General features: G+C 74.0%; 27 protein-coding genes. 11 read left to right on the forward strand and 16 right to left on the reverse strand.

The window, feature by feature from the left end; all coding sequences use genetic code 11:
* Nucleotides 1-94 precede the first annotated feature (94 nt).
* Nucleotides 95-436 (forward strand): PadR family transcriptional regulator, encoded by a 342-nt coding sequence (locus tag ABIH81_RS27790; protein WP_030504548.1) that lies wholly within the window; start codon nt 95-97, stop codon nt 434-436.
* On the forward strand, nt 433-1,374 hold the full coding sequence (locus tag ABIH81_RS27795; RefSeq protein WP_349877838.1) for a permease prefix domain 1-containing protein: 942 nt from the start codon (nt 433-435) through the stop codon (nt 1,372-1,374). The genes ABIH81_RS27790 and ABIH81_RS27795 overlap by 4 nt, the downstream gene beginning before the upstream one ends.
* A 61-nt stretch (nt 1,375-1,435) precedes the next feature.
* Here the strand turns inward: ABIH81_RS27795 and ABIH81_RS27800 are convergent, their stop codons facing one another.
* The gene (locus ABIH81_RS27800) at nt 1,436-1,996 is read right to left on the reverse strand and encodes a GNAT family protein (RefSeq protein WP_349877839.1); all 561 of its coding nucleotides are present in this window, start codon (nt 1,994-1,996) and stop codon (nt 1,436-1,438) included.
* Nucleotides 1,997-2,083: 87 nt separating this feature from the next.
* Between ABIH81_RS27800 and ABIH81_RS27805 the strand changes: the two genes are divergently transcribed.
* From ABIH81_RS27805 to ABIH81_RS27820, 4 genes are all read left to right on the forward strand, one after another.
* A complete protein-coding gene (locus ABIH81_RS27805; protein WP_349877840.1) occupies nt 2,084-3,373 on the forward strand; it encodes a sensor histidine kinase in 1,290 nt (429 codons plus the stop codon).
* Nucleotides 3,370-4,047: a response regulator transcription factor gene (locus ABIH81_RS27810; RefSeq protein ID WP_349877841.1), complete on the forward strand. Its 678-nt coding sequence runs from the start codon at nt 3,370-3,372 to the stop codon at nt 4,045-4,047. Before ABIH81_RS27805 ends, ABIH81_RS27810 begins: the two co-directional genes overlap by 4 nt.
* Nucleotides 4,048-4,128: 81 nt before the next feature.
* On the forward strand, nt 4,129-5,022 hold the full coding sequence (locus ABIH81_RS27815; protein ID WP_349877842.1) for an ATP-binding cassette domain-containing protein: 894 nt from the start codon (nt 4,129-4,131) through the stop codon (nt 5,020-5,022).
* Nucleotides 5,019-6,080 (forward strand): ABC transporter permease, encoded by a 1,062-nt coding sequence (locus ABIH81_RS27820; RefSeq protein ID WP_349877843.1) that lies wholly within the window; start codon nt 5,019-5,021, stop codon nt 6,078-6,080. Before ABIH81_RS27815 ends, ABIH81_RS27820 begins: the two co-directional genes overlap by 4 nt.
* A 66-nt stretch (nt 6,081-6,146) precedes the next feature.
* Here ABIH81_RS27820 and ABIH81_RS27825 read toward each other — a convergent pair whose 3' ends face one another.
* The 4 genes from ABIH81_RS27825 to ABIH81_RS27840 all read right to left on the reverse strand — a co-directional run bounded on the left by ABIH81_RS27825 (nt 6,147) and on the right by ABIH81_RS27840 (nt 8,392).
* Nucleotides 6,147-6,302, reverse strand: a complete 156-nt coding sequence (locus ABIH81_RS27825; protein WP_349877844.1) for a hypothetical protein — start codon at nt 6,300-6,302, stop codon at nt 6,147-6,149.
* Between the two features lie 124 nt (nt 6,303-6,426).
* A complete protein-coding gene (locus ABIH81_RS27830; protein ID WP_349877845.1) occupies nt 6,427-7,176 on the reverse strand; it encodes a YebC/PmpR family DNA-binding transcriptional regulator in 750 nt (249 codons plus the stop codon).
* Between the two features lie 230 nt (nt 7,177-7,406).
* Nucleotides 7,407-7,709 (reverse strand): hypothetical protein, encoded by a 303-nt coding sequence (locus tag ABIH81_RS27835; protein WP_349877846.1) that lies wholly within the window; start codon nt 7,707-7,709, stop codon nt 7,407-7,409.
* Nucleotides 7,706-8,392 (reverse strand): NAD(P)H-dependent oxidoreductase, encoded by a 687-nt coding sequence (locus ABIH81_RS27840; RefSeq protein WP_349877847.1) that lies wholly within the window; start codon nt 8,390-8,392, stop codon nt 7,706-7,708. The genes ABIH81_RS27835 and ABIH81_RS27840 overlap by 4 nt, the downstream gene beginning before the upstream one ends.
* A gap of 102 nt (nt 8,393-8,494) precedes the next feature.
* Here ABIH81_RS27840 and ABIH81_RS27845 point away from each other — a divergent pair, with 102 nt between their 5' ends.
* On the forward strand, nt 8,495-9,349 hold the full coding sequence (locus ABIH81_RS27845; RefSeq protein ID WP_349877848.1) for a helix-turn-helix transcriptional regulator: 855 nt from the start codon (nt 8,495-8,497) through the stop codon (nt 9,347-9,349).
* A 32-nt stretch (nt 9,350-9,381) separates the two neighbouring features.
* On the opposite strand, the gene pdxT is transcribed toward ABIH81_RS27845, so the two are convergent.
* From pdxT to pgsA, 6 genes are all read right to left on the reverse strand, one after another.
* Nucleotides 9,382-9,987, reverse strand: coding sequence for a pyridoxal 5'-phosphate synthase glutaminase subunit PdxT (pdxT, locus tag ABIH81_RS27850; protein WP_349877849.1), 606 nt, complete (start codon nt 9,985-9,987; stop codon nt 9,382-9,384).
* A 73-nt stretch (nt 9,988-10,060) separates the two neighbouring features.
* Nucleotides 10,061-10,909, reverse strand: a complete 849-nt coding sequence (gene pdxS, locus ABIH81_RS27855; protein WP_349881222.1) for a pyridoxal 5'-phosphate synthase lyase subunit PdxS — start codon at nt 10,907-10,909, stop codon at nt 10,061-10,063.
* Between the two features lie 189 nt (nt 10,910-11,098).
* Entirely contained in the window at nt 11,099-11,602 is a 504-nt protein-coding gene (locus ABIH81_RS27860; RefSeq protein WP_349877850.1) for a hypothetical protein, read from the reverse strand.
* Nucleotides 11,603-11,685: 83 nt separating this feature from the next.
* Complete coding sequence (locus tag ABIH81_RS27865; protein ID WP_349877851.1) at nt 11,686-12,846, reverse strand: glycosyltransferase family 4 protein; 1,161 nt, start codon at nt 12,844-12,846, stop codon at nt 11,686-11,688.
* A gap of 9 nt (nt 12,847-12,855) precedes the next feature.
* Nucleotides 12,856-13,788, reverse strand: coding sequence for a phosphatidylinositol mannoside acyltransferase (locus tag ABIH81_RS27870; RefSeq protein WP_349877852.1), 933 nt, complete (start codon nt 13,786-13,788; stop codon nt 12,856-12,858).
* On the reverse strand, nt 13,785-14,405 hold the full coding sequence (gene pgsA, locus ABIH81_RS27875) for a phosphatidylinositol phosphate synthase (RefSeq protein ID WP_349877853.1): 621 nt from the start codon (nt 14,403-14,405) through the stop codon (nt 13,785-13,787). The genes ABIH81_RS27870 and pgsA overlap by 4 nt, the downstream gene beginning before the upstream one ends.
* Before the next feature lie 251 nt (nt 14,406-14,656).
* Between pgsA and ABIH81_RS27880 the strand changes: the two genes are divergently transcribed.
* On the forward strand, nt 14,657-16,813 hold the full coding sequence (locus tag ABIH81_RS27880) for an elongation factor G-like protein EF-G2 (protein WP_349877854.1): 2,157 nt from the start codon (nt 14,657-14,659) through the stop codon (nt 16,811-16,813).
* A gap of 153 nt (nt 16,814-16,966) precedes the next feature.
* On the opposite strand, the gene ABIH81_RS27885 is transcribed toward ABIH81_RS27880, so the two are convergent.
* The 4 genes from ABIH81_RS27885 to thrS all read right to left on the reverse strand — a co-directional run bounded on the left by ABIH81_RS27885 (nt 16,967) and on the right by thrS (nt 21,458).
* The gene (locus ABIH81_RS27885; RefSeq protein ID WP_349877855.1) at nt 16,967-18,025 is read right to left on the reverse strand and encodes an aldo/keto reductase; all 1,059 of its coding nucleotides are present in this window, start codon (nt 18,023-18,025) and stop codon (nt 16,967-16,969) included.
* Between the two features lie 95 nt (nt 18,026-18,120).
* On the reverse strand, nt 18,121-18,774 hold the full coding sequence (locus tag ABIH81_RS27890) for a hypothetical protein (RefSeq protein WP_349877856.1): 654 nt from the start codon (nt 18,772-18,774) through the stop codon (nt 18,121-18,123).
* A 32-nt stretch (nt 18,775-18,806) separates the two neighbouring features.
* The gene (locus tag ABIH81_RS27895) at nt 18,807-19,322 is read right to left on the reverse strand and encodes an HIT domain-containing protein (protein WP_349881223.1); all 516 of its coding nucleotides are present in this window, start codon (nt 19,320-19,322) and stop codon (nt 18,807-18,809) included.
* Nucleotides 19,323-19,439: 117 nt separating this feature from the next.
* A complete protein-coding gene (gene thrS / locus ABIH81_RS27900; protein ID WP_349877857.1) occupies nt 19,440-21,458 on the reverse strand; it encodes a threonine--tRNA ligase in 2,019 nt (672 codons plus the stop codon).
* Nucleotides 21,459-21,661: 203 nt separating this feature from the next.
* Between thrS and ABIH81_RS27905 the strand changes: the two genes are divergently transcribed.
* On the forward strand, nt 21,662-22,546 hold the full coding sequence (locus ABIH81_RS27905) for a YcnI family protein (protein WP_349877858.1): 885 nt from the start codon (nt 21,662-21,664) through the stop codon (nt 22,544-22,546).
* 122 nt (nt 22,547-22,668) lie between these two features.
* Here the strand turns inward: ABIH81_RS27905 and ABIH81_RS27910 are convergent, their stop codons facing one another.
* Nucleotides 22,669-23,598, reverse strand: a complete 930-nt coding sequence (locus ABIH81_RS27910) for an ADP-ribosylglycohydrolase family protein (protein ID WP_349877859.1) — start codon at nt 23,596-23,598, stop codon at nt 22,669-22,671.
* A 73-nt stretch (nt 23,599-23,671) separates the two neighbouring features.
* On the opposite strand from ABIH81_RS27910, the gene ABIH81_RS27915 reads away from it, so the two are divergent.
* Both ABIH81_RS27915 and ABIH81_RS27920 read left to right on the forward strand, forming a co-directional pair.
* The gene (locus tag ABIH81_RS27915; RefSeq protein WP_013285422.1) at nt 23,672-24,361 is read left to right on the forward strand and encodes a response regulator transcription factor; all 690 of its coding nucleotides are present in this window, start codon (nt 23,672-23,674) and stop codon (nt 24,359-24,361) included.
* Between the two features lie 29 nt (nt 24,362-24,390).
* The gene (locus ABIH81_RS27920; protein ID WP_349881224.1) at nt 24,391-25,782 is read left to right on the forward strand and encodes a HAMP domain-containing sensor histidine kinase; all 1,392 of its coding nucleotides are present in this window, start codon (nt 24,391-24,393) and stop codon (nt 25,780-25,782) included.
* Nucleotides 25,783-25,872 lie beyond the last annotated feature (90 nt).

The raw sequence follows: 25,872 nt of genomic DNA on the forward strand, positions 1-25,872 counted from the left end.
CGAGGGTGGTCCGGGTCTCTCCGACCAGCCGGTGTGCGGCACGCGATGTTCTTCTCTCTTGCAATAGTGTGTGGCACACACTATTGTGTTGGACATGGTCAGCGAAGAGGTCCTCCGGACCCACCTCCAGGAGCTACGACGCGGCACTGTCGTGGTGGCCAGCCTGGTCGCCCTGCGCCGCCCCGACTACGGATACGCCCTGCTGCAACGGCTGGCCGCGCACGGCTTCGCGGTCGACGCCAACACGCTCTACCCGCTGCTGCGCCGCCTGGAGGACCAGGGCCTGCTGACCAGCGAGTGGAACACCGAGGAGAGCCGGCCGCGCAAGTTCTACCGGACCAGCGACGACGGCGAAGCCGTCCTGAACCGCCTGCTCGACGACATGACCGCGGTGCGGACGTCCGTCACCGACCTGATCGAAGGAGCGGAACGATGAGTTCCCTGACCGACCGTTACGTCGCCGCCACCATGCGGGCCGTGCCCGCGCAACGCCGCCTGGAACTCGCCGAGGAACTGCGCGGCTCCATCGCCGACATGATCGACGACCGGACCTCGGGCGGGCAGGACCACGCCTCCGCCGAGCGCGAGGTGCTCACCGAGCTGGGCCATCCCGAGAAGCTCGCCGCCCGCTACAGCGACCGCACCCTGCAACTCATCGGCCCGCGCTACTACCTGATGTGGTGGCGGCTGCTGCGGCAGCTGCTCACGTACATCCCGGCGATCGTCGGCGTGCTCGCCGGCCTCGCCAAGGCGCTGTTCGACGACGAGCCGGGCGCGGCCATCGGCACGGCGGTCGTGGCCGCGATGCAGACCGCGGTGCAGATCGCGTTCTGGGTCACGCTGGTGTTCGCCGTACTGGAGCGCACCCGGACCCCGCTCGGCCTGCCCGAGTGGACCGTCGACCAGCTCCCCGAGGAGAGCCGGGAGCGGCAGATCAGCCAGTCCGACAGCATCGCCTCGGTGGTGTTCCTGCTCGCCACCGTCGGTGGTCTGGTCGGTCAGCACTTCCAGCGCTGGACCACCGACGACGGCTCCCGGATGCCGGTGCTCGACCCGGCGCTCTGGAGCTTCTGGCTGCCGGCCCTGATCGTGGTGCTGCTGGCCACCGTCGGCCTGGAGATCGCCAAGTACCGGTCGGGCCGGTGGACCTGGCCGCTGGTGGCGGTCAACGCGGTGCTCAACGCCGCGTTCACGGCGCCGGTGCTCTGGCTGCTGTTCACCGACCGGCTGCTCAACCCGGAGCTGGTCGAGCGGTTCGCCTGGCTGCGCGAGGGCGGCATCGACCAGGTCGCCCGGGTGACCGCCGTGGTGGTCGTGCTGGTCGCGGTCTGGGACCTGATCGACAGCGCGGTCAAGGCCCGCCGCGCCGCCTGAGCCCCGCACGGCCCGGCACGCCCCGTCGTGGGCGTGCCGGGCCTTCGGCGTACGCGGGCAGTCAGGCCGCCGCGCGCCACTCGCGGCCCAGCAGCGCGTAGACCACCTCGTCGGTCCACTCCCCCTTGACGAACTCGTTCTCCCGCAGGTGCGCCTCCCGGCGCATGCCCAGCCGCTCCAGCACCCGGGCCGACGCCATGTTGCGGGCGTCCAGCCGACCGACGATCCGGTGCAGCCCCAGCCCGTCGAATCCGACCCGCAGCATCTCCCGGGCCGCCTCGGTGACGTACCCCCGGCCGGTGTGATCGGGGTGCGCCACGTACCCGATCTCGCCCTGCCGGTGCTCCCCGCTGGTCCAGCTCAGCAGCACGTCGCCGAGGAACTCGCCGGTGTCCGCCAGCGTCACGGCGAGGTTGAGCACGTCGCCGGGAGCGCGCAGCGCGGTCCGCCGGACCAGCCGGTCGATCGCGGCCCGGGCGGCGGCGTCGTCGTACGGCTCGTGGTAGAGGAACCGGGTGACCTCCGGGCGGCCCCGGTAGTCCCGGAGCACCGCCAGGTCACCGGCGGTGAAGGCGCGCAGCAGCAGGCGCTCGGTGCGTAACGGCAGATCGGGCACGAACACCCCGGCAGGCTACGTCGCCACTGTCGTCCGGCCCACCCGATTACGTCCCGGTCGCCGCGCCGGCGCCGGCGGTGGCATGGTCGTACGGTGAACACCGCACCCACCACCGCCTGGCGCCGGCCGGCGCCCACGGCCGCGCAGTTCCGTGCCGACCTCTGGGTCGGGCTCGCGGTCACCGTGCTGGCCCTGTTCGAGCTGACCCTGGCGCACAGCACCGGGGCGTTCCTGCTCGGGCCGCCGCCGAGCGCGGCCGAGCAGGTCTGGTGGACCGTCGCGGTGACCGCCCCGCTGGCCGTACGGCGGCGGTGGCCCGCCACCGTCGCGGTGCTCGTCTCGATCGCCTTCGTCGCCGGGCAGGCGCGGGCCGTCCCGCTCGCCCAGCTCCCGTCTGGCGCGCTGTTCGCCGCCCTGTTCACGCTCGGCGCGTGGGGCGCCGACCGGCGGCTGGCCGGGCGGCTGCGGGCCGGCATCATCGTGGCGATGTTCGGCTGGCTCGCGCTGTCCCTCGCGCTGCGGGCCGACCAGATCTCGGCGGCCTCCTTCGCCGACGCCGCCGGTCCGGTACCGCCGGTGCTCGCCGCCGTGGTCAACGGCGTCTTCTACAACGTGCTGTTCTTCGGGTTCGCCTACTACTCCGGGCAGACCGCCTGGGTGGCCGCGCGCCGCCGGCACGAACTGCGGGAGCAGGCCGAGCAACTGCGCCGGTCACAGGTCGAGGCGCGCGAGCGCGCGGTGATGGGCGAGCGGGTCCGCATCGCCCGCGAGCTGCACGACGTGGTCGCCCACCACGTGTCGGTGATGGGCGTGCAGGCCGCCGCGTGCCGGCGCGTGTTCGACAGGGACCGGGACAAGGCGCGTACCGCCCTGGCCGCGATCGAGGAGACGGCCCGCACCTCGGTCGACGAGCTGCGCCGGATGCTCGGCGTGCTGCGCGACCCGGACGCCGCGGCCGGCACGGCCACCGCGCCGGAGGACACCGCCGGCATCGACCAGGTCGCCGCGCTCGTCGACCGGGCCCGGGAGACCGGGCTGCGGGCCGAACTCGGCGTGTACGGGGAACCGGCGCCGCTGCCCCGCTCGGTGTCGCAGGCGGCGTACCGGATCGTGCAGGAGGCGGTGACGAACGTGGTCAAGCACGCCCACGCCACCACTCTGGACGTGCGGATCCGCTACCTGGCGAGGGAACTGGAGATCGACGTGAGCGACGACGGACACGGCGGCGTACCGGCGGCCGGTGCCGGGCTGGGCCTGATCGGCATGCGGGAGCGGACCGCCGCGCACGGCGGTGAGGTGGAGACCGGGCCTCGCCCCGGCGGCGGGTTCCGGGTCCGGGCCCGCATGCCGCTGCCGGTCGAGGCCGCCGGGCGGGCGGCGTGAGCGCGCCGGTCCGGGTGCTGCTCGTCGACGACCAGCACCTGGTCCGGACCGGTTTCCGGGTGATCCTGGAGGTCGAGGACGACATCGAGGTGGTCGGCGAGGCCGCCGACGGGCAGCGCGCCGTGTCGATGGCGTCCGCGCTGCGGCCGGACGTGGTGCTGATGGACGTGGAGATGCCGGTGCTCGACGGGCTGGAGGCCACCCGCCGGATCACCGGGGACGCGACGCCGGGCGGCCCGGCGGTGCTCATCCTCACCACCTTCGACCGCGACGACTACCTGTTCGCCGCGTTGCGCGCCGGGGCGAGCGGCTTCCTGCTCAAGAACGGCACCCCGGAGGACCTGATCGAGGCGGTCCGGGTGGTGGCGCGCGGCGAGGGGCTGATCGCGCCGGCGCTCACCCGGCGGGTGATCTCCACGTTCGCCCGTCCCGGCGCCGCGCCACCGGACCCCCGGCACGACGCCGCGACGGCGGACCTGACCCCGCGCGAGCGCGAGGTGCTGGAACTCGTCGCGCGCGGGGCCAGCAACGCCGAGATCGCGGACGTCCTGCACGTCGGGGAGGCGACGGTGAAGACCCACGTGAGCCGGGTGCTGTCCAAGCTCGGGCTGCGCGACCGGGTGCAGGCGGTGGTGTTCGCGTACGAGCACGGGGTGGTGCGGCCCGGCGGATGACGCCCGTCCACCGCGCGACGGACCCCGTGATCGCCCCGTGGTGGGACGACGGGGGCGAGGGCCGCCCGTAGCGTCGGGATCATGACCAGCGTGCTCCGCCTCGACGGCGTCGACCGCAGCTTCGGCGGCCGTCAGGTGCTCAAAGACGTCTCCTTCGACGTGACCGCCGGGCGCATGACCGGATTCGTCGGCGGCAACGGCGCCGGCAAGACCACCACCATGCGGATCATCCTCGGCGTGCTCGCCCCGGACGCCGGGCAGGTGACGTGGCAGGGGCGACCGCTCGCGCGCGAGGCCCGGGCCCGGTTCGGCTACATGCCGGAGGAACGCGGCCTCTACCCGAAGATGACGCCCCGCGAGCAGGTGGTCCACCTCGGCCGCCTGTACGGGCTGGACGCAGCCGGGGCGCGCCGGCGTACCGACGCGCTGCTGGAGCGGGTCGGTCTCGGCGACCGGGCCGACGACCTGCTGGAGACGCTGTCGCTGGGCAACCAGCAGCGGGCGCAGATCGCCGCCGCGCTGGTGCACGACCCGGAGGTGCTGATCCTGGACGAGCCGTTCTCCGGGCTCGATCCGCTCGCCGTCGACATGGTGGTCGCGGTGCTGCGGGAACGCGCCGCCGCCGGAGCGCCGGTGCTGTTCTCCAGCCACCAGCTCGACGTGGTGGAACGCCTCTGCGACGACCTGGTGCTCATCGCGGGCGGCACGATCCGGGCCGCCGGCGCCCGCGAGGAGCTGCGCGCCGCGTACACGCTGCCCCGGTTCTCGCTCGTGGTCGACGGCGACGCCGGCTGGCTGCGGGACCAGCCCGGCGTGCGCCTGGTCGACCTCGACGGCGCGCGCGCCGTGTTCGACCTGGACCCGCCCGCCGACGACCAGTCGGTGCTGCGCGCGGCGCTGGCCCGCGGCCCGGTGCGCGCGTTCGGCCCGGTCACCCCCTCCCTCGCCGAGATCTTCCGAGAGGTCAACCAGTGAACACGTTCCAGGCCACCCGGCTGGTCGCGGCCCGCGAGATCAAGGTCAAGGTCCGCGACAAGACGTTCCTCTACAGCACGCTGATCTTCCTGCTGCTCGCCGTGGTCGCCACGGTGGTGCCGGCGATGCTGAGCAGCGGTCCGTCCACCGTGGCGGTGACCGCCGCCGGCGCCGAACCGCTGCGGGCGGCCGGGCTGGACGTCCTCCTGGTCGCCGACGACGGCGCCGCCGAGCAGGCGGTACGCGACGGCGACGCGGACGCCGCGGTGGTGGCCGGTCCGGTCGTGGTCGCCGACGAGCGGGCCCCGGACGACGTGGTCTCCGCGCTCAGCGCCGCACCGCAGGTACGGCTGCTGGACCCGGACGCGGTGGACCCGCTGACGGCCTATCTGGTGCCGTTCGCCTTCGCGTTCGTCTTCTTCTTCATGTCCCAGACGTTCGGGTTGCAGATCGCGCAGAGCGTCACCGAGGAGAAGCAGACCCGGATCGTGGAGATCCTGGTGGCCGCCGTGCCGGCCCGGGCCCTGCTGGCCGGCAAGATCCTCGCCGCGGGCGCGCTGGCACTGGGGCAGATCACCCTGATCGCGGCCGCCGCGCTGATCGGGATGCGCCTGACCGGCGGCGGTGACCTGCTGAGCCTGATCGCGCCGGCGGTCGGCTGGTTCGTGCCGTTCTTCCTGTGCGGTTTCCTGCTGCTCGCGGCGATGTGGGCGGCGGCCGGGGCGCTGGTGAACCGGCAGGAGGACATCGCGGGGGCGTCCACACCGGTGCAGCTCGCGGTGATGGCGCCGTTCTTCGCCGTGGTGTTCCTCAACGACAACGCCGCCGCCATGCGGATCCTGTCGTACCTGCCGATCTCCTCGCCGACCGCGATGCCGGTACGGCTGTTCACCGGCGACGCGGCGCCGTGGGAGCCGGTCGTGTCGCTGGCGCTGCTGCTGCTCGCGGCGGCCGGGTTCCTGCTCGCCGGGGCGCGGATCTACGAGGGCTCGCTGCTGCGCACCAACGGGCGGACCTCGGTGCGGACGGCGTGGCGGCAGCGGGAGCCGATCGGCTGACCGCATGAGACGGCAGGCGCCGGCCACCCGACGAGGGTGGCCGGCGCTTCGCGCGTCGGGGCGGGATCAGCCGTCACCGCTCCGAAGCCGCCCTCTGCCATTGCTCCCCCAGACCGCAGCCTGCAACAGCAGACCACCGATCACGAGCAACGCCGCGGCGAAGACGAGATCTCGATCGAGCGCCTTGGTGGCGAGGCTCAGCAGGAGGCCGATCGCTCCCACGGCGACACTCCATGTCCCGATGCTGCTGACGACTTGTCCAGACTTTCCGGCCACCGCCACAGTCTAGTCGCCGGGCGTCGATCCGTCGGGCACCGCAGCGCGGTCGGCAACCGCCGGCCGGACGTCAGCCGACGGCGGCCATGACCTCGTCGCTGACGTCGAAGTTGGCGTAGACGTTCTGCACGTCGTCGCAGTCCTCCAGCACGTCGATCAGCTTGAAGATCTTGCGCGCGCCCTCCTCGTCCAGCGGCACGTTCACGCTGGGGATGAGGGAGGACTCGGCCGACTCGTACTCGATGCCGGCGTCCTGCAGCGCGGTGCGGACCGCGACCAGGTCACCCGGCTCGGAGACCACCTCGTACGCCTCACCGAGGTCGTTGACCTCCTCCGCGCCCGCGTCGAGCACGGCGAGCATCACGTCGTCCTCGCTGGTGCCGGCCTTGGGGACGATCACCACGCCCTTGCGGGAGAACATGTACGACACCGAGCCGGCGTCGGCGAACGAGCCGCCGTTGCGGGTCAGCGCGGTACGCACCTCGGTGGCGGCACGGTTGCGGTTGTCGGTGAGGCACTCGATCAGCAGCGCAACGCCGTTCGGGCCGTAGCCCTCGTACATGATCGTCTGGTAGTCGGCGCCGCCGGCCTCCAGGCCGGAGCCGCGCTTGACCGCGCGGTCGATGTTGTCGTTCGGTACCGAGTTCTTCTTCGCCTTCTGGATGGCGTCGTAGAGAGTCGGGTTGCCGGCCGGGTCGCCGCCGCCGGTACGGGCCGCCACCTCGACGTTCTTGATCAGCTTGGCGAACATCTTGCCGCGCTTGGCGTCGATGACCGCCTTCTTGTGCTTGGTCGTCGCCCACTTTGAGTGGCCGGACATCTGTTACCTCCGTTGCTACCCGCCGTCTGCATCGACCGCACCGCACACGCCCCGCTCCCCCGCCGGCGCACGTCGAGGTGCCGTGATCTTCGCTGGGAGCCGCGGCGGGCTGATGGCCCTGCCGAATCTCGGCAATCCTACCGGCGGCGGGCGGGTCACTGTCACGCGCCGCACGGCACCGGCCCGCCCCAGCCCACCCGAACCGGCACAACCGGGGACGGACCGGCCACTCATTCTTCGAAGCCGTACGAGAGCGCCACTGTCGGCTCGAACGTCTCGCGTTCCTCGCAGCGCTCCTCCAGACCCGCCCGGAAACGCCGGAACGACTCCATCTGCGGCAGCGGCCCGGGCAGCTCCGGCGCCGTGGCCACCTCGACGAAGCTGCGTTCGTCGTCGAGCCGGTAGGAGACGTACCGGAAACCGGACGGGCGCAGCCGGGCCAGCTCGTCGTGGACGGCGCGTAGCAGGCGCAGATGCTCGGCCAGGCGCTCCGGGCGGACCCGGTAGCGGATCAGGATCATCTCCACGCTCACGCCACCAGCTCCGGGCTGCCCTCGGCGGCCGGCACGCCCGCCGTCCCCCGGTCCGCTGCCCGCCACGGCGCGGGCAGGGCCGCCGACCAGGCCAGGACCTCGGTCAGCATGGCCGACAACGACTCCTCCCGCTCCTCGCCGGGCGACAGGACGCCGGGCGCGGTGGGATCGCCGGGATCCGACCCGGAGAAGTCGAAATCGGTGAAGATCGGAACGGAGACCTGCGTGGGCACTACCGCCACGCGCACCTCGGCCAGGACGAGCCGCAGGTGGTCGGTGGCCCGGACGCCACCCTGCACGCCGTAGCCGAGCAGCCCGGCCACCTTGTCGTTCCACTCCGCGTACAGGTAGTCGACGGCGTTCTTCAGCGCGGCGGGAACCGAATGGTTGTACTCCGGGGTGACGAATACGAACGCGTCGCAGGCGGCCACGACAGCGCTCCACCGCCTGGTGTGCGGCTGCCGGTAGTCGCCGAACATCGCCGGCACCGGCTCGTCGAGCAGCGGCAACGCCTGCTCCGCCAGATCGATCACCTCGAGCTCGGCCGACCCGGCGCGCACCGCCGGGTGCCGCGAGCACACCTGCGCGGCCCAGCCGGCGACGGCGGCGCCACGCCGGCCCGGGCGGGTGCTTCCCACGATCAGACCGATCCGGACCGGTCCTGTCCTCTGTGTCGCTCTCATGCCGGGAATCGTCGGTCCGGTCGCCGCCGGACCGGGAGACCGGCGCGAGGCTGGCCCTGCCGGGGCCACCCGGCGACCCGCTGCCGGTGCGAGACTGGGCCGATGATGGACGGCGAGCTGGGGGCGTTCCTGCGCAGCCGCCGGGAGGCGCTGCGCCCGGCCGACGTGGGGTTTCCGTCGGGTCCGCGTCGCCGCACGCCCGGTCTGCGCCGGGCGGAGCTGGCGACGCTGGCCCAGGTCAGCGTGGAGTACCTGACCCGGCTGGAGCAGGGGCGCGACACCCGGCCCTCGCCGGAGATCCTCGCGGCGCTCGCCGACGCCCTGCTCCTCGACGACGCCGACCGGGACCACCTGCACCAGCTCTCGACCGTCGGCCACAGCCGGCAGTTGTGCCCGCACGAACGGGCGTCCGTCGCCCGCACCGTCCGCCCGACGGTCCGGGCCGTGCTCGACGGGCTGCGCGACAACCCGGCGTACGTCGTCAACCAGCTCAGCGAGGTGCTGGCCTGGAACGACGCGTTCGACCGGCTCGCCCGCCCGCTCGGCCTGCTCGACGGCAGCCGGCCGAACCTGCTCTGGTTCACGTTTGCCGACGAGCGTGCCCGCGACCACTTCCCGCAGTGGGCGGAGCTGGCGGACCAGCAGGTCGCCGAGCTGCACCGGCTACGGCGGGGCGACCCGGCCACGGACGCGTTCGCCGAGCGGCTGGCCCGCACGGTGGGAGCGCCGTTCACCGACCGGTGGCGGCGGCGTCCGGTGGCCGCCCCGCGCACCGGCGTGCGCGGGCTGCGGCACCCGGAGGTCGGCCTGCTGCGACTGGCGTACGAGACCCTGGAGCTGGCCGACGACGCCCACCAGCGGATCGTCGTCCACCTGCCCGCGGACGCCGCCTCCGCGGCCGGCCTGGACCGGCTCCTCGGCCGGCGGCCCGGACAGCTGCGCGCCGTCGCCGGCTGACGGCTGACCGGCGCGGACGTGCCGCCGACCGGTCAGCTGGCGGCCCGGACGAGGTCCACGAAGTGGCGGTGCAGCCGCAGGTCGCCGGTCAGCTCGGGGTGGAACGACGTGGCCAGCAGGTTGCCCTGCCGCACCGCGACGATCCGGTCCGCGGCCGGGCCCTCGGTCACCCGGCCGAGCACCTCGACGTCCGGGCCGACGCGCTCGACCCAGGGGGCCCTGATGAACACCGCGTGGAACGGGCCGCCGTCGACGCCGGTGAGCGCCACCGGCGCCTCGAACGAGTCGACCTGCCGGCCGAACGCGTTGCGCCGCACCGTCATGTCGACGCCGGCGAAGCCACGCTGGTCGGGGCGGCCGTCCAGCACCTCGGCGGCCAGCATGATCATGCCGGCGCAGGAGCCGTAGACCGGCATGCCGGCGGCGATCCGCTTGTCGATCGGCTCACGCATCTCGAAGATGTCCGCCAGCTTGCTGATCGTGGTCGACTCGCCGCCGGGCACCACCAGGCCGTCGACCGCGTCCAGCTCGCCCGGCCGCCGCACCGGCCGGGCGTCGGCACCCGCCCCGGCCAGCGCGGCGACGTGCTCGCGAACGTCGCCCTGGAGGGCGAGCACGCCGATCACGGGTACGGCCATGATGCTCCTTCCGAGGTGTTAACAAGGGGCCCCGCCTCTACCGGAGGCGTTAACAGAGGGCCCCTCCTTACCCTCACCAGCCGCGCTCGGCGAGCCGGTGCGGCTGCGGGATCTCGTCGACGTTGATGCCGACCATCGCCTCGCCCAGCCCGCGGGAGACCTTGGCGAGCACGTCCGGGTCGTCGTGGAACGTGGTCGCCTTGACGATCGCGGCGGCCCGCTGGGCCGGGTTGCCGGACTTGAAGATGCCCGAGCCGACGAAGACGCCCTCGGCGCCGAGCTGCATCATCATGGCCGCGTCCGCAGGGGTCGCGATGCCGCCGGCGGTGAACAGCACGACCGGCAGCTTGCCCTGCTCGGCGACCTCCTTGACCAGCTCGTACGGTGCCTGCAGCTCCTTGGCCGCGACGTACAGCTCGTCGTCGGGCAGCGACTGGAGCCGGCGGATCTCCTGCCGGATCCTGCGCATGTGGGTGGTGGCGTTGGAGACGTCTCCGGTGCCCGCCTCGCCCTTCGAGCGGATCATCGCGGCGCCCTCGGTGATCCGGCGCAGCGCCTCGCCCAGGTTCGTCGCCCCGCACACGAACGGGACGGTGAACGCCCACTTGTCGATGTGGTTGGCGTAGTCGGCCGGGGTCAGCACCTCGGACTCGTCGACGTAGTCGACGCCGAGCGCCTGGAGGATCTGCGCCTCGACGAAGTGGCCGATGCGGGCCTTGGCCATCACCGGGATCGAGACGGCCTGGATGATGCCGTCGATCATGTCCGGGTCGCTCATCCGGGACACGCCGCCCTGCGCGCGGATGTCGGCCGGTACGCGCTCCAGGGCCATCACGGCGACGGCGCCGGCGTCCTCGGCGATCTTCGCCTGCTCGGGGGTGACCACGTCCATGATCACACCGCCCTTGAGCATCTCGGCCATGCCGCGCTTGACGCGGGCGGTGCCGACAGCGGTGGCGGTGGTCGGGGCTGCGGATTCAGACACGGGACATCGCTCCTCGGCGTGCTCGGGAGGTGACTGCGCAGGAATGCTACGACCGGCGCGACGCCGGTCCGAGCGCCAATCGAACCCCCGGTGGCCTGCCGTGTGGCCCCCGTCACGGCCGGTGCATCAGCCGGTGGTCACGTCCGCGTGCGAGGCCAGCGTGGGGTCGTCGATGTCGAAGTAGCGGGGCCACTCCCGCCCGCGTCCCATCCGGAACAGCCGTACCACCGGACGCCCCCGCGCCGAGCGGGCGTCCCGGACCAGGTCGGTGTGTACCTGCCGGGCCAGCGCCAGCCGCCGGCTGGCCGCGATCACCGCCGCGCAGGCCGGGTCGTCCGGGTCCAGCCGCACCGCGCGCAACTGCCGGGTCAGGTCGTTCTCGGCCGCCTCGCGCTCCTCCGGAGCGGCGTCCAGCGCGATCCGGGCGGCTGCGTACAGCTCCACGCCGTACCGCTGCTCGGCCAGGACCGCGGCGGCGGCCGCGCGGCGCAGCAGGTGCGCGTCGAGCGCGCGGGCCGCCGAGTCCGCGCGGACCTGGAGCCGCTGCACCCGGCCGGACGTCCAGATCAGGTACGCCGAGAGCACCCCGAGCACCGCGACCGCGCCCACCACCCACCACATGCCCGGCATCGTAGTGCTGCTCCTCATCCCGGCCGGCCGGCGCGGTGCACCGGTCGACGCGCTCGTCACAGCGGCCGCAGCGGCCACAGCGGTCAGCCCAGACCCGCCCACTCCTGGTCCATGACCCGGCCGTCGGTGGCCTCGATCGCGGCTGCGTATACCTCCAGAACGCGGCGGGCAACCACGGGCCAGTCGAAATTCGCCACCACCTGGTCGCCGCAGGCGGTGAGCCCGGCGCGGCGGCCGTCGTCGTCGAGCAGCTCGGACAGCGCGGCGCCCAGCGCGACCGCGTCGCCGGTCGGGAACAGCCGGCCGGCCCGCCCGCCGTCGAGCACCCGGCGGAACGCGTCCAGGTCGCTGGCGACCACCGTGGTGCCGGCGGCGAGCGCCTCGGTGAGGATCATCCCGAAGGACTCCCCTCCGGTGTTCGGTGCGACGTAGAGGTGCACGCTGCGCAGCATGCGTGCCTTGTCCGCCTCGGAGACCAGGCCGAGGAACGTGACCCGGTCGCGCAGGCCGGCCGGGAAACGCCCGTACAGCTCGTCGGCGTCGCCCGGGCCGGCGACCAGCAGGCGCAGCCCGGGGCGGTGCGGCGCCAGCGCGACGAACGCGTCCCGCAGGATCGGGAAGCCCTTGCGCGGTTCGGTGAACCGGCCCAGGAACCCCAGCGTCCCGCCGGTGCCCGGGGCGCACTCCCCCGGCCAGCCCGGCAGCGGCGGCACCCCGGCGAACTTCGCCACCGCCACCCCGTTCGGGATCTCCACCGCGCCGCCGTCCATGTGCTCGACCTGCACCTTGCGGGCCAGCGCGCTGACCGCGATCCGGGCGGTGATCCGCTCCAGCACGATCTGGAGCACGCCCTGCGCGGCCGACATCACCCGGGAGCGGGTCATCGCGGTGTGGAACGTGGCCACCACCGGGCCGCGGGCGCAGAGCACCGCCAGCATCGACAGGCTCGGCGTGAGCGGCTCGTGCACGTGCAGCACGTCGAAGTCGCCACGGGTGATCCAGCGGCGCACCCGGGCGGTGGAGACCGGGCCGAACGCGATCCGGGCGACCGACCCGTTGTACGGCAGCGGCACCGCCCGGCCGGCCGACACCACGTACGGCGGCAGCGCCGAGTCCTCGTCGGCGGGCGCCAGCACGCTCACCTCGTGGCCGAGCCCGAGCAGCGCCTCGGCCAGGTCCATGACGTGGTTCTGCACGCCGCCCGGCACGTCGAACGAGTACGGGCACACGATGCCGATACGCACTGCGCCCCCCTAGACCGTGCCGGTGGTGGCCGGTGGCTGCGCCGGCGTGGGCGTACCGTCCCGGCCCTGGTCCAGCCACATCCGCTGCAACATGTGCCAGTCTTGCGGATGCCGGGCGATGCCCGCCGCCAGACCGTCGGCAATCCGCTGCGTCACCGCGCGGACCCGCTCGTCGAGTGGCGCGCTGTCCGGATCCGGCAGCGGCAGCGGGCCCTCGATCGAGGCGCACGCCGCGTCCGGTTCGTACCACATCGAGGCGACGTAGAGCGGGGCGCCGGTACGGACGGCCAGCAGCGCGGGACCGGCCGGCATCCGGGTCCGGCCGCCGAAGAAGTCCACCTCCACGCCCCGCGCGGAGAGGTCGCGGTCCGCCAGCAGGGGCACCACGTAACCGGCGCGCAGCCGGTCCACCAGCACGTCGAACGCGGGACGCGGGCCGCCGGTATTGGGCAGGATCTCCATGCCCAGCCCTTCCCGGAACCCGACGAACCGCTCGTAGACGCCGTCCGGAAGCCGCTCGGCCACCGTGGTCATCGGCCAGCCGGTGGCCGCCACCCAGGCGCCCGCGGCATCCCAGTTGCCGGCGTGCGGCAGCGCCACCACGGCGCCCCGCCCGGCCGCCACGTCGGCGGCGAGCAGTTCCTGCCCGTCGAGGCGGAACCCGGCGAGGATCTCGGTGCGGCTCAGGCCGGGCAGCCGGAACGCCTCCATCCAGTAGCGGGCGTACGAGCGCAGCCCGTCGCGCACCAGCGCGTCCAGCTCCGCGTCGGGCATGCCGGGGCCGACCACCCGGCGCAGGTTGGCGCGCAGCCGGCGCGTACCCCCGCCGTCCTTGCGGTGGGCGCGGTCGGCGCCCACCCGGAAGGCCGCCGCCGCGACGGGCCGGGGCAGCGCCCGGACCAGGCGCCAGCCCGCGACGAAGCCCGCCTCGGTGAGGTTCACTCGGCGCCGACCCGCTGGGCCTGGCGGTACACGTGGGCCATCCGCTGGCCCACTGTGAAGATCGAGACCGCGGCGAGCAGCCAGAGCGCGACCTCCAGCGCCGGACGGACGCCGACGCCGGTGAGCAGGCCGCCGACGCCGACGATGAGCAGCCGCTCGGTGCGCTCGGCGATGCCCACGTTGCAGGTCATCCCGAGGCCCTCGGCGCGGGCCTTGACGTAGGAGACCAGACCGCCCGCGGCCAGGCAGATCAGCGCCGCCGCCACGCCCGAGTAGTCGTGCTCGGTGGCCAGCCAGTACGCGACCGCGCCGAACACCGCGCTGTCGGCGACCCGGTCCATGCTCGAGTCGAGGAACGCCCCGAACCGGGTGGACCCGCCGCTCATCCGCGCCATCGTGCCGTCGAGCAGGTCGGTGAGGGCGAAGACCGTGACGATCAGCGCGCCGGCGACCAGATGGCCGCGGGCGCCGAAGCCGAGCGCGCCGACGAGCACGCCGACGGTGCCGGTCACGGTGACCGCGTTGGGGGACACGCCCGCACGCAGCAGCGCGCGGGCGACCGGCTCCACGACGCGGGTCATGCCCGCGCGGGCCGTCACTTGGAAGATCTTCGCCATGGCGGTCCCACGATAACGGCCCGCAACCGCCGGGGACACAGCCGGGCGTACGACCCGCCCGGCGACACTTGTGCGGGCACCCGTGCGGGTGTGAGATCGAGCCAGGAGGTGAGCCAGTTCACCGGATCACCGGTCCGCGTTCCCGTCCAGCAGGAGATCACCGGAAGATATCGCCGCGGCGCCCGTTCCGGGTCCGCTCCCCGTCGCCCGCGGCGGTCGCCACCACCACCGGTTGAGGGAGGTGCGCCGCGATGGCGCAGAAGAACGAGAAGGGTGTCACCGGCGGCGCGCCGGTGGTGACCGAGCCCGGCAGGGTTCGCAACGTGGTGCTCGTCGGGCACTCCGGGGCCGGCAAGACGACGCTCGTCGAGGCGCTGCTGGCCGCCAGTGGCACGATCGGCCGGGCCGGCGCGGTCACCGAGGGCACCACCGTCTGCGACCACGACCCCGCCGCCGTACGCCAGCAGCGCTCGGTGAGCCTGGCCTGCGCCCCGCTGATGCACCGCGACGTCAAGGTCAACCTGCTGGACACGCCGGGATACGGCGACTTCGTGGGTGAGCTGCGCGCCGGGCTGCGCGCCGCCGACGCGGCGCTGTTCGTGGTCTCCGCCGTGGACGGCATGGACGCCGCCACCGCCGCGCTCTGGGAGGAGTGCGCCGCCGTCGACATGCCCCGGGCGGTGGCCGTCTCCCGGCTGGACCACCCGCGCGCCGACTTCGACGAGGCGGTGGCGCTGTGCCAGCGGGTCTTCGGCGACAACGTGCTCCCGCTCTACCTGCCGATGCTCGGTGACGACGGCGAGTCGGTGGCCGGCCTGATGGGGCTGATCACCCGCCGGGTGTACGACTACTCCGACGGGCTGCCGGCGGCGGTGCGCGAGCCGGACCCGGAGCACCTGCCGGCCATCCAGGAGTCCCGTAACGAGCTGATCGAGGGGATCATCGCGGAGAGCGAGGACGAGACCCTGATGGACCGCTACCTCGGCGGTGAGGAGATCGACCCCGAGGTGCTGATCACCGACCTGGAGACGGCCGTCGCCCGCGGCCACTTCTACCCCGTGGTGCCGGTCTGCGCGGAGACCGGCGTCGGCCTGGACGTGCTGCTCGACGGCCTGGTCGCGGCGTTCCCGTCGCCGCTGGAGCACGACCTGCCCGCGGTGACCGGCGTGGACGGCTCGCCCCGCCCGCCGCTGACCTGCGACCCGGACGGCCCGCTCGTCGCCGAGGTGGTCAAGACGACAGTCGACCGCCATGTCGGGCGGGTCTCGCTGGTACGCGTCTTCTCCGGCACGCTCCGACCCGACCAGGTGATCCACGTGTCAGGCCACGGCATGGCCGAGCGCGGCCACCCGGACCACGACGCCGACGAGCGGGTCGGTCACGTCTACAGCCCGCTGGGCGCGACGCTGCGAGAGGTGCCCTTCTGCGTCGCCGGTGACCTGTGCGCGATCACCAAGTCGGGAAGCGCGGAGACCGGCGACACCATCTCGGCCAAGGAAGACCCGCTGCTGATCGCGCCCTGGGAGATGCCGGAGCCGCTGCTGCCGGTGGCGATCGTGGCGCGCAGCCGGGCCGACGAGGACGCGCTGGCCCGCAACCTGTCCCGGCTGGTCGCCGGCGACCCGACGCTGCGGCTGGAACGCAACCCGGAGACCCACCAGCTGGTGCTCTGGTGCATGGGCGAGGCGCACGCGGACGTGGTGCTCGACCGGCTGCGCGGCGGCGGCGTCGAGCTGGACACCGAGCCGGTCCGGGTGCCGCTGCGCGAGACGTTCACCGCCGCCGCGCGCGGGCACGGCCGGCACGTCAAGCAGTCCGGCGGCCACGGCCAGTACGCGGTCTGCGACATCGAGGTGGAGCCGCTGCCCCGGGGCGCCGGCTTCGAGTTCGTCGACCGGGTGGTCGGCGGCGCGGTCCCGCACAACTACATCCCGTCGGTGGAGAAGGGGGTACGGGCGCAGATGGAACGCGGTCTGGTCGCCGGCTACCCCGTGGTGGACCTGCGGGTGACGCTCGTCGACGGCAAGGCGCACAGCGTCGACTCCTCCGACGCGGCGTTCCAGACCGCGGGCGCGCTGGCGCTGCGTGACGCCGCCGAGAAGGGCCAGCCGGCGCTGCTGGAACCGGTCGACGAGATCACCGTACGGGTGCCGGACTCGTCGGTCGGCGCGGTGATGGGCGACCTGTCCGGGCGGCGCGGCCGGGTGCTCGGCACCGAGCCGGACCCGGACGCCGAGGGCCGTACGCTGGTCCGCGCCGAGGTGCCCGCGACCGAGTTGCTGCGGTACGCGGTCGAGCTGCGCTCGATGACGGCCGGCACGGGAACGTTCCGCCGCGAGTTCGCCCGCTACGAGCCCATGCCCGCGCACCTGGCCGACCAGGCCCGCAAGGAGTCCACAACTCGCTGACCCCCGCTCCCTCCTCCCCGCTCCCGCGATCTTGCACTTGCGGCCCTCACAAGGTGCGCATTCCGGTCATCTCAAGGACCACAACCGCAAGATCGACGCCGAGAGGGAGGGGCTGGGGGAGGTCGGGCGGGGCCGGGGCGGGCGCCCCGGGGGTCAGGGGCGGACGGCGGGGACGGGGGGCATCGGCCAGTGGGGGCGGTCGGCGTCGCGGAGAGCGGCCGAGCGTACCGCCGCCAGCTGCCGCTCCACCTCGGCGAAGTGGTCCGGGGCGAGCGGGCCCCGGGCCAGCGCGGCCGCGTTCTCCTCGACCTGGGCCACCGTCCGGGCGCCCGGGATCGGCACGGCCCGGTCGCTGCGCGCCCAGATCCACCCGATCGCCCCCTGCGCGAGGGTACGGCCGTCGGCGGTCAGCGCGTGGCGCACGGCGGCGACCCGGCGCAGCCACTCCGGGGCGGGCCGGCCGCTGCGGAACCACTCCAGCCAGGTCGGCCCGAGTCCGCGTACGTCGTCGCGGGGCAGTGTGGACTCCGGCGTGTACTTGCCGGTGAGCAGACCCATCCCGAGCGGCCCCCGGGCCAGGCCGGCCAGGTCGTGCTTGTCGCAGGCGTCGAGCATGGCCGGGGCGTCCCGGAGCACCGACAGTGCGTGCTGTACGGCGGCGGCGCCGCGGGCGACCTGGGCGAAGGCGGCGGCGCGGTCGGCCCGGTCGGTGCTCCACCCGTACGCCCGGATCAGCCCGGCGTCGACCAGGTCGTCGAGCGTGCCGATCAGCGCCTCGGCCCGGGGCAGCGGCAGGTCGCCGAGGTGCAGTTGGTAGAGGTCGATGCGGTCGGTGCCCAGCCGGCGCAGCGAGTCGGCGAGCGCCCGGCGCAGGTAGTGCGGCGAGGCGTTCTCCCCGGTGGCCTGCCGGGCGCGCTCGTCGAACGTGTAGCCGAACTTCGTGGCGATCACGGCTTCGTCGCGCCGGCCGGCGAGCGCCCGCCCGAGCACCCGCTCGCCGTGCCCGGCGCCGTACGTGTCGGCGGTGTCGAAAAGCGTGACGCCGAGGTCGAGCGCGCGGCGGATCGCCCGTACCGACTCGTCGTCGTCGACCCGGCCCCAGCCCAGCGGCCGGGCGCCCTCGGCCCACGGGCCGCCGATCGCCCAGCACCCCATGCCGAGGGCGCTCACCTCGATGCCGCTGCGCCCCAACTGTCGCGTGTCGACTGCCACCGCCGCATCCTGTCACCTTCCCGGCGACCGCGGGCCGGTTCGTAGCCCAGGAGTCCGGCCACGGTCACGCCACGTGACGCCGGGGCGGCGAGCCCTCAGCGCGCGTACGCCAGCAGCACCGGCTCGTCCTGGCCGGGCCAGGTGCCGGCGAGACCGCCCGCCGCCGGCACGTCGGCCGGGACGGGCCGGCGGACCACCGCCAGCTCGACGTCCCCCGCCCGGACCACCGTCACGCCGCCGTCAACCGGACCAGCCGAAGCCGGAGCGGCCGAAGCCGGAGCGGCCGACACCGGACCGGCCGGGACCGGGCGGCCGGTACGGCTGCCAGTCAGCGTCATGCTCGCCGGACGCACCTCGCGCTTCCCGTCGACCTCGAAGTACTCCTCGGCCTGCCCGGCGTCGGCGAGCACGGCGGCGGCCAGCAGCGGCGGGTACACCGGGTCGCCGCAGGCGTCGTACACCCAGCGGGGGCCGAGCACCGAGTGCTCGACGAGGCCCACGAAGAAGTCGTCCGCTCCGGCCAGCGGCGCGCCCCGATAGGTCAGCGGTACCTGGAGCACCGGGCCGTCACCGGCGCGCACGAGCAGCGTCTCGACGCCGACCTCGCCGGCCGGGTCGTCGAACCGGTACGCCGCGACACGGCTGACCGGAGCGCCCGCCTCGCCGGCGAACCAGGACCGGCCGGGCAGCCAGGGTACGAGCAGCTCCAGTTTCGAGGGGCGCAGTTCCGCGCGGTGCAGGAGAGCCATGCGCAAGATCGTACTGCCGGGGCGGGTAGCCGTCAGGCCGCCGCCCACGCCTTGGCGAGCAGATCCCGGGTGTCGGCGAGCAGTTGCGGCAGCACCTTCGTCCGGCCGATCACCGGCATGAAGTTGGCGTCGCCGCCCCAGCGCGGCACCACGTGCTGGTGCAGGTGCGCGGCGATGCCCGCGCCCGCCACGCCGCCCTGGTTCATGCCCAGGTTGAAGCCGTGCGCGCTGGAGACGTGCCGGACCACCCGCATGGCGGCCTTGGTGAACGCGGCCAGCTCGACCGTCTCCGGGTCGTCCAGCTCGGTGTAGTCGGGCACGTGCCGGTAGGGGCAGACCAGCAGGTGCCCGGGGTTGTACGGGTAGAGGTTGAGCACCGCGAAGACGTGCTCACCCCGGGCGACCACCAGGCTCTCCTCCGGCGGCAGACCGGGAGCCAGGCAGAACGGGCAGCCGGCCGGCTTCTCGTACCCGCCCTCGGGCCGGTCCTCGCCGGAGATGTAGGTCATCCGGTGCGGCGTCCAGAGCCGGTCCAGCCCGTCCGCCAGACCGTCGTCGCCGCCGTACCCGGTGTCCCGCTCCGCCCCTGTCACACAGGCGATCCTACGATCCGGGCCGGACCGCCGCCGAACCGCGCCGCCGGGCGGCGCGGTTCGGCGGACCACCTACTCGGCGGCGGTGGCGGTGGGGCCGGCGTTGGTGCGCGACTCCACCACCTCGCGGACGTGCGCCACCGCCTCGTCGACCGGTACGCCGTTGCGCTGCGAGCCGTCCCGGTAGCGGAACGAGACGGTGCCGGCGGCCACGTCGTCGTCACCGGCGATCACCATGAACGGGATCTTCTGCTGCTGCGCGTTGCGGATCTTCTTCTGCATCCGGTCGTCGCCCAGGTCCACCTCGGCCCGGATGCCGTGCCGGCGAAGCGTCGCGGCGAAGTCGGCCAGGTAGTCACCGTGCTCGTCACGGATCGGGATGCCGACCACCTGCACCGGCGCCAGCCAGGCCGGGAACGCGCCCGCGTAGTGCTCGGTGAGCACGCCGATGAACCGCTCGATCGACCCGAACTTGGCACAGTGGATCATCACCGGCTGCTGCCGGGTGCCGTCGGCCGCCTGGTACTCCAGCCCGAAGCCCTTGGGCTGGTTGAAGTCGTACTGGATGGTCGACATCTGCCAGGTCCGGCCGATCGCGTCCTTGGCCTGCACGGAGATCTTCGGGCCGTAGAACGCCGCGCCGCCCGGGTCCGGCACCAGCTCCAGGCCGGTCTCCAGCGCGCACTGCTCCAGCACGGCGGTGGCGGTCGCCCAGTCGGAGTCGGAGCCGACGAACTTGTCCGGCCGGGAGTCGTCGCGGGTCGACAGCTCCAGGTAGAAGTCGTCGATGCCGAAGTCGCGCAGCAGGCTGAGCACGAAGCCGAGCAGGTGCTTGATCTCGGCCGGCGCCTGCTCCTTCGTGCAGTAGGAGTGCGAGTCGTCCTGGGTGAAGCCGCGCACGCGGGTCAGCCCGTGGATCACGCCCGACTTCTCGTACCGGTAGACCGACCCGAACTCGAACAGCCGCAGCGGCAGCTGCCGGTAGGACCGCCCGCGCGACCGGTAGATCAGGTTGTGCATCGGGCAGTTCATGGCCTTGAGGTAGTAGTCGCTGCCCTCCATCTCCATCGGCGGGAACATCGTGTCCTTGTAGTAGGGCAGGTGTCCCGAGGTGTGGAAGAGACCTTCCTTGGAGATGTGCGGCGTACCGACGTAGTCGAAGCCCTCCTCGATGTGGCGCGCCCGGACGTAGTCCTCCATCACCCGCTTGAGCACGCCGCCCTTGGGGTGGAAGACGGGCAGGCCGGACCCGATCTCGTCGGGGAAGCTGAACAGGTCGAGGTCCGCGCCGAGCTTGCGGTGGTCGCGGCGGGCGGCCTCCTCGAGCAGCTTCAGGTACGCCTTCAGCTCGTCCCGGGTCGGCCACGCGGTGCCGTAGACGCGCTGGAGCTGCGGGTTCTTCTCCGACCCGCGCCAGTACGCGGCGGCCGAGCGCATCAGCTTGAACGCGCCGATCAGCCGGGTGTGCGGCAGGTGCGGGCCGCGGCACAGGTCCGACCAGCAGACCTTGTCCTCGTTCGCGGCGAGGTTGTCGTAGATGGTCAGCTCACCGCCGCCCACCTCCATCACCTCGGAGGAGTCCAGCCCCTCCCCCTTGACGTCGATCAGCTCCAGCTTGAACGGCTCGGCGGCCAGCTCGGCCCGGGCCTCGTCCAGGTCGGCGAACCGGCGGCGGCGGAACCGCTGGCCGGACTTGACGATCTCCTGCATGCGCTTCTCGAGCTTGGCCAGGTCGTCCGGCTGGAACGGCTTGTCGACGCCGAAGTCGTAGTAGAAGCCGTTCTCGATCGGCGGGCCGATGCCGAGCTTCGCGTCCGGGAAGACGTCCTGCACCGCCTGGGCCAGCACGTGGGCGGTGGAGTGACGCAGCACGTTCAGCCCGTCCGGGCTGTCCAGGGTGACCGGCTCGACCGCGACGTCCTCGGCCGGGCGCCAGTCCAGGTCGCGGAGCTGGCCCTGCGGATCGCGGACCACCACGATCGCCTTCGGCCCGCTCATCGGCAGGCCGGCCGCGGCCACCGCGTCGGCCGCCGTGGTCCCGGCGGCGACGACGACGGGGTCGGCCACGACGGGGGTACGGGGTGCGGACACGGTGACTCCTGTCGTCGACGGTACGGAAGGGCCGGTGACCGGCCCCTGCGATGCTATCGGTCGGCCGGACCCGGACCGCCGCCGACGCCGGTGCCCGTCTTCGGCGAGTTCCGTGCGGTGTTGAACCTTTTCGCCCCGCCGCCCGAACTACCAGGTGGGGCCGGAGCCGGTACCGACCCCAGTCGAGAAGGATGGGGACGACCATGAGGATGACCCGTCAGGGCCGGTGGGCTGCGGCGTTGCTGGCGGCCGTACTCGCCGGGGCGGTGGGCTGGCCGGGCGCGGCGAACGCGGCCGGGGTGACGGTCACGACCTCGCCCGCCCAGGTACGCCAGGGCGACGCGATCCAGCTGTCGGTGCTGGTCCCGGCGGACAAGCCCGGCACCCGGACCACCCGGATCGAGCTGACCATGCCCGCTGACGCCCCGATCGGCGAGGTGTACCCGCTGTCGGTGCCGGACTGGGCGCCGACCATCACCACCCGCACGCTCGACCAGCCCGTCCCCGGCATGCACGCGGCCGAACTGAACCAGGTGACCCACTCGGTGAGCTGGCTGCGGATGCCCGGCACCGGCACCGGGCCGGCCCGGCTGCCGCTGGGCATGGGACCGATGCCCGCCACCGACCGGCTCACGTTCACGGTCGTGCAGACGTACGACGACGGCACCGTGGTCCGGTGGGCGGACCCGGCGGGTGGCGCGCACCCCGCGCCGACGGTCGCCCTGCTGCCTCCGCTGCCGGGCACCGTGACGCACGACGGCGGCGCCGGTACGAACGGCGCCGCACACGGCGGCCACGGCGCGCCTGGCGGCCCCGGCGCGGCCGGTGGGGTGCCGGGCGGCACGGCACCGGCAGCCGACGCGGCGAACGACGGGCCGAGCGCGGACCTGCTGCTCGGCGGCGGCCTGCTGGCCGGGCTGGCCGGCGGCGCGGCGATCGGCTGGCTGCTCAGCCGCCGCCGGCGCGACACCATGACCCTCCCGCAAGACAGCAACGCCACCCCCGACGCCAGCGCGACCCCCGACAGCGGCACGCCCCCCGACGCCGACGAGCCCGTCACCGCCGGCGCCGTCCCCGCACGTCCCTGACCGCCCCCCGGCCAGCCAACCGTCCAACACCACCGAAGATCTTGGTACGAAAGCGCCCCTCTGGGGGCCTTTTGCTACCAAGATCTCGGGCCGGTCAGGGCGGACCCGTCAGGGCGGACCCGTCAGGCTGCGGCGGTGAGCCAGCCGGGCAGCGGCTCGCGGGCGGTCAGCCAGCCCTCCGGCACGCCGCCCGGCGCGCCGACCCCGGTGTACGCGGCCACGATCCCGCCCACGATGGCGGCTGTGGTGTCCACGTCCCCGCCCGCCTCCACGCAGACGCGGATGGCGGCGGGGTAGTCGTGCAGCAGCGTGGCGGCGACCCAGAGCGTGAACGGCACGGTGTCCTGCGCGGTGACCCGGGAGCCGTTGCCGAGCGCGTCGGCCGCCTCGGCGGCGGAGTGACCGAGCAGCGCGGCGGCCCGGCGTACGCCCCGGTGCACCTCACCGGCCGGGTCGAGCGCCCCGGCGACGGCGGTGAGCAGCCGGGCCGGGTCGGGCCGGCCGCCGTCGAGCCGGGCACGGGCGGCGAGCGAGGCCGCCACCGCCACAGCGACCGCACCGGCGGCGCCCTCCGGGTGAGCGTGGGTCACCTCCGCGGAGGCGCGGGCCTGCTCGGCGGCGCGCCGGGTGGAGTCGGCGTGCCAGGCGCCGAGCGGCGCGACGCGCATCGCGGCGCCGTTGCCGCAGGAGCCCTGCCCGTCGAACGCGGACGCGGCGGCCACCGGCCAGGGCGTGCCGGTGCGGATCAGCCGCAGCACGGTCACGGCGCCCGGCCCGTACCCCCGGTACGGCTCGCAGCGCTGCGCGAACGCCAGCGCCAGCCGGTCGGGGTCGATGCGGCCGGCGGCGGCCAGCTCGGCCACCACCGAGCAGGCCATCTCGGTGTCGTCGGTCCACTCCCACGGCGGCGCGGGCAGCCGGCCGGCGGCGAGGTCGTCCGGGTGCCGCCCGGGGACGAAGAACTGGGAGCCGAGGGCGTCGCCCACCGACAGGCCGGCCAGCGCGTCGCGGGCGAGCGTGAGGCGGGTGTCGGGGAAGAGCGTGAACGTCATCGCCGTCCCAGCTTGCCCGCTTCCCGGGACCGCCGCAACGCGACCGGCTTGCCACGCCGAGTACGGTGCTGACGTGGCAACCGTCCTGCTGGTCGAAGACGACCACGTCGTGCGCGGCGCCATGCTGCGGTCGCTGACCGACCGGGGGCACGCGGTACACGCGGTCGGCACCGCGCTGGACGCGCTGCGCCGGGTCGCCGCGGAGACACCGGATCTGGTGGTGCTCGATCTCGGCCTGCCCGACCTGGACGGCTCGGACGCGCTGCGCATGCTGCGCGGCATCACCGACGTGCCGATCATCATCGCCACCGCCCGCGACGACGAGCAGTCGGTGGTGCGGCTGCTGCGCGCCGGCGCGGACGACTACATGGTCAAGCCGTTCACCGGGGCGCACCTGGACGCCCGGATCACCACGGTGCTGCGCCGGGCCGGCCGGGCCAGCCGTACCGTGGCGCCGGCCGTGCACACGGTCGGTGGCCTGCGCGTGGACGTGGGTGAGCGCAGCGCGGTGCTGGACGGGGAGGCGCTGGCCCTGACCCGCAAGGAATTCGACCTGCTGGCGTATCTCGCCGCGCGTCCCGGCCGGGTAGTGTCCCGGCGGGAACTCTTGGAGGAGGTATGGCGGCAGCCATCGGTCGGCGAGGACCAGACCATCGACGTTCACCTGTACTGGCTCCGCCGCAAAATGGGCGAGTCCGCGGCGAAGCCGCGCTACCTGCGCACCGTGCGGGGGGTCGGCTTCCGGCTGGTGGCGCCGGACTGAGGCTCACGCTCGCCGGGCTCACCGCCGGCCTGTGCGGCCTGATCGCGCTCGCCTTCCTCGTCCCGCTCGGGCTCACCCTCGCCGACCGGACCCGGGAGGCGGAGCTGGCCGACGCCGCCCGCCGGGCCGCGCTGGTGACCGGCGCGCTGGCGGTCAGCACGGACACCGCGACGATCGAACGGGCGGTGGCCGCCGCGGCCGGCGACGATCCGGCCCTGCGCCCGGTCGTGCACGGCATCGGCGCGGACGAGTCGGCCGGCCGCGCGAACCCGCGGGTGCTCGCCGACGCCGCCGCGCAGCGGCGTTCGGTGGTGACCGAGGTGGACGGCGGGGTGCTGCGGCTGGACCCGGTGGTGCTCGGTGACCGGGTCGCCGTGGTGGAGGTCTTCGTCCCCGACGAGGTGCTCGACTCCGGCGGCGGCGGGCGGTGGCTGCTGCTGCTCGCGATCGGCCTGGCGCTGGTCGGCGCGGCGGTCGCAGTGGTCGACCGGGTGGCGGCCCGGGCCGTGGACGCCACCGGCGACCTGGTCAAGGCGGCGCTCGCGGTGGGCGACGGCGAGCTGGGGGTACGGGTCGAGCCGACCGGCCCGCGTGAGCTGGCCGAGGCCGGGCACGCGTTCAACCGGATGACGGAACGGCTGGTGGCGCTGCGCGCCGACGAGCACGAACTGGTCGCCGACCTGTCGCACCGGCTGCGTACGCCGCTGACCGCGCTGCGGCTGGACGCCGAGGCGCTGGAGTCCGACGACACGAGCATCGGCACGTTCAGCGAGGCGGAGCTGGACCGCCGGCGCGGCATCCGGCGTATCCGGCAGGCGATCGTCACGCTGGAGGGCGAGGTCGACCAGCTCATCAAGACGACCCGCAAGGCGGTCGCCCAGGAGACGGCGCCGGCGTCGTGCGACGTCAGCGAGGTGGTCCGGGACCGGATGGTCTTCTGGTCGGCGCTGGCCGGGGACCAGAACCGGCCGCACCGGGTGGTCGGGGCGCAGTTGCGGATCCCGGCGCCGGTGCCCCGCGCCGAGCTGGCCGCCGCGCTGGACGCGGTGATCGGCAACGTGTTCCGGTACACGCCGCAGGGCACCGCGTTCGAGGTGGCGGTGAGCCGCCGGGACGGCTGGGTGGCGATCCGCATCGACGACGCCGGGCCGGGCATCGCCGACCCGGACCGGGCGTTGCGCCGGGGCGAGAGCGACAAGGGCTCCACCGGGCTCGGGCTGGACATCGCCAAGCGGGTCGCGTTGCAGGCGAACGGTTCGGTGAGCATCGACCGGGCCCGGCTCGGCGGGGCGAGCGTGGTGATGCTGCTGGCCGACCCGGACGCGGCGCCCCGGCCGGTGAACCGGTTCGGGCTGGTCGGGCGGATGGCCCGGGAGGCACGCGAGCCGCGTCCCGGGCGGCGCTGGCCGCGCCCGCGCTGACCCGTGGCTGTGTACGGGCGCAAGTTCTCCTTAAAGGTGGTTTAACGACGGCCGCGAAACCGGCGTGAACTGTCAGGATCGCTGACAGAA

Source organism: Micromonospora sp. HUAS YX12, from assembly GCF_040215685.1.
GTDB lineage: Bacteria > Actinomycetota > Actinomycetes > Mycobacteriales > Micromonosporaceae > Micromonospora > Micromonospora tulbaghiae.

Bases quoted from the DNA above. Each gene is read 5' to 3' on its own strand.
- pgsA (WP_349877853.1), bottom strand. From the start codon at position 14,405: ATGGCGAAGATCTTCCAAGTGACGGCCCGCGCGGGCATGACCCGCGTC.
- ABIH81_RS27860 (WP_349877850.1), bottom strand. From the start codon at position 11,602: ATGCCGGGCATGTGGTGGGTGGTGGGCGCGGTCGCGGTGCTCGGGGTG.
- ABIH81_RS27830 (WP_349877845.1), bottom strand. From the start codon at position 7,176: ATGTCCGGCCACTCAAAGTGGGCGACGACCAAGCACAAGAAGGCGGTC.
- ABIH81_RS27840 (WP_349877847.1), bottom strand. From the start codon at position 8,392: ATGAGAGCGACACAGAGGACAGGACCGGTCCGGATCGGTCTGATCGTG.
- ABIH81_RS27790 (WP_030504548.1), top strand. From the start codon at position 95: ATGGTCAGCGAAGAGGTCCTCCGGACCCACCTCCAGGAGCTACGACGC.
- ABIH81_RS27815 (WP_349877842.1), top strand. From the start codon at position 4,129: ATGACCAGCGTGCTCCGCCTCGACGGCGTCGACCGCAGCTTCGGCGGC.
- pdxT (WP_349877849.1), bottom strand. From the start codon at position 9,987: ATGGCCGTACCCGTGATCGGCGTGCTCGCCCTCCAGGGCGACGTTCGC.
- ABIH81_RS27845 (WP_349877848.1), top strand. From the start codon at position 8,495: ATGATGGACGGCGAGCTGGGGGCGTTCCTGCGCAGCCGCCGGGAGGCG.
- ABIH81_RS27795 (WP_349877838.1), top strand. From the start codon at position 433: ATGAGTTCCCTGACCGACCGTTACGTCGCCGCCACCATGCGGGCCGTG.
- pdxS (WP_349881222.1), bottom strand. From the start codon at position 10,909: ATGGCCGAGATGCTCAAGGGCGGTGTGATCATGGACGTGGTCACCCCC.
- ABIH81_RS27880 (WP_349877854.1), top strand. From the start codon at position 14,657: ATGGCGCAGAAGAACGAGAAGGGTGTCACCGGCGGCGCGCCGGTGGTG.
- ABIH81_RS27910 (WP_349877859.1), bottom strand. From the start codon at position 23,598: ATGACGTTCACGCTCTTCCCCGACACCCGCCTCACGCTCGCCCGCGAC.
- ABIH81_RS27890 (WP_349877856.1), bottom strand. From the start codon at position 18,774: ATGGCTCTCCTGCACCGCGCGGAACTGCGCCCCTCGAAACTGGAGCTG.
- ABIH81_RS27905 (WP_349877858.1), top strand. From the start codon at position 21,662: ATGAGGATGACCCGTCAGGGCCGGTGGGCTGCGGCGTTGCTGGCGGCC.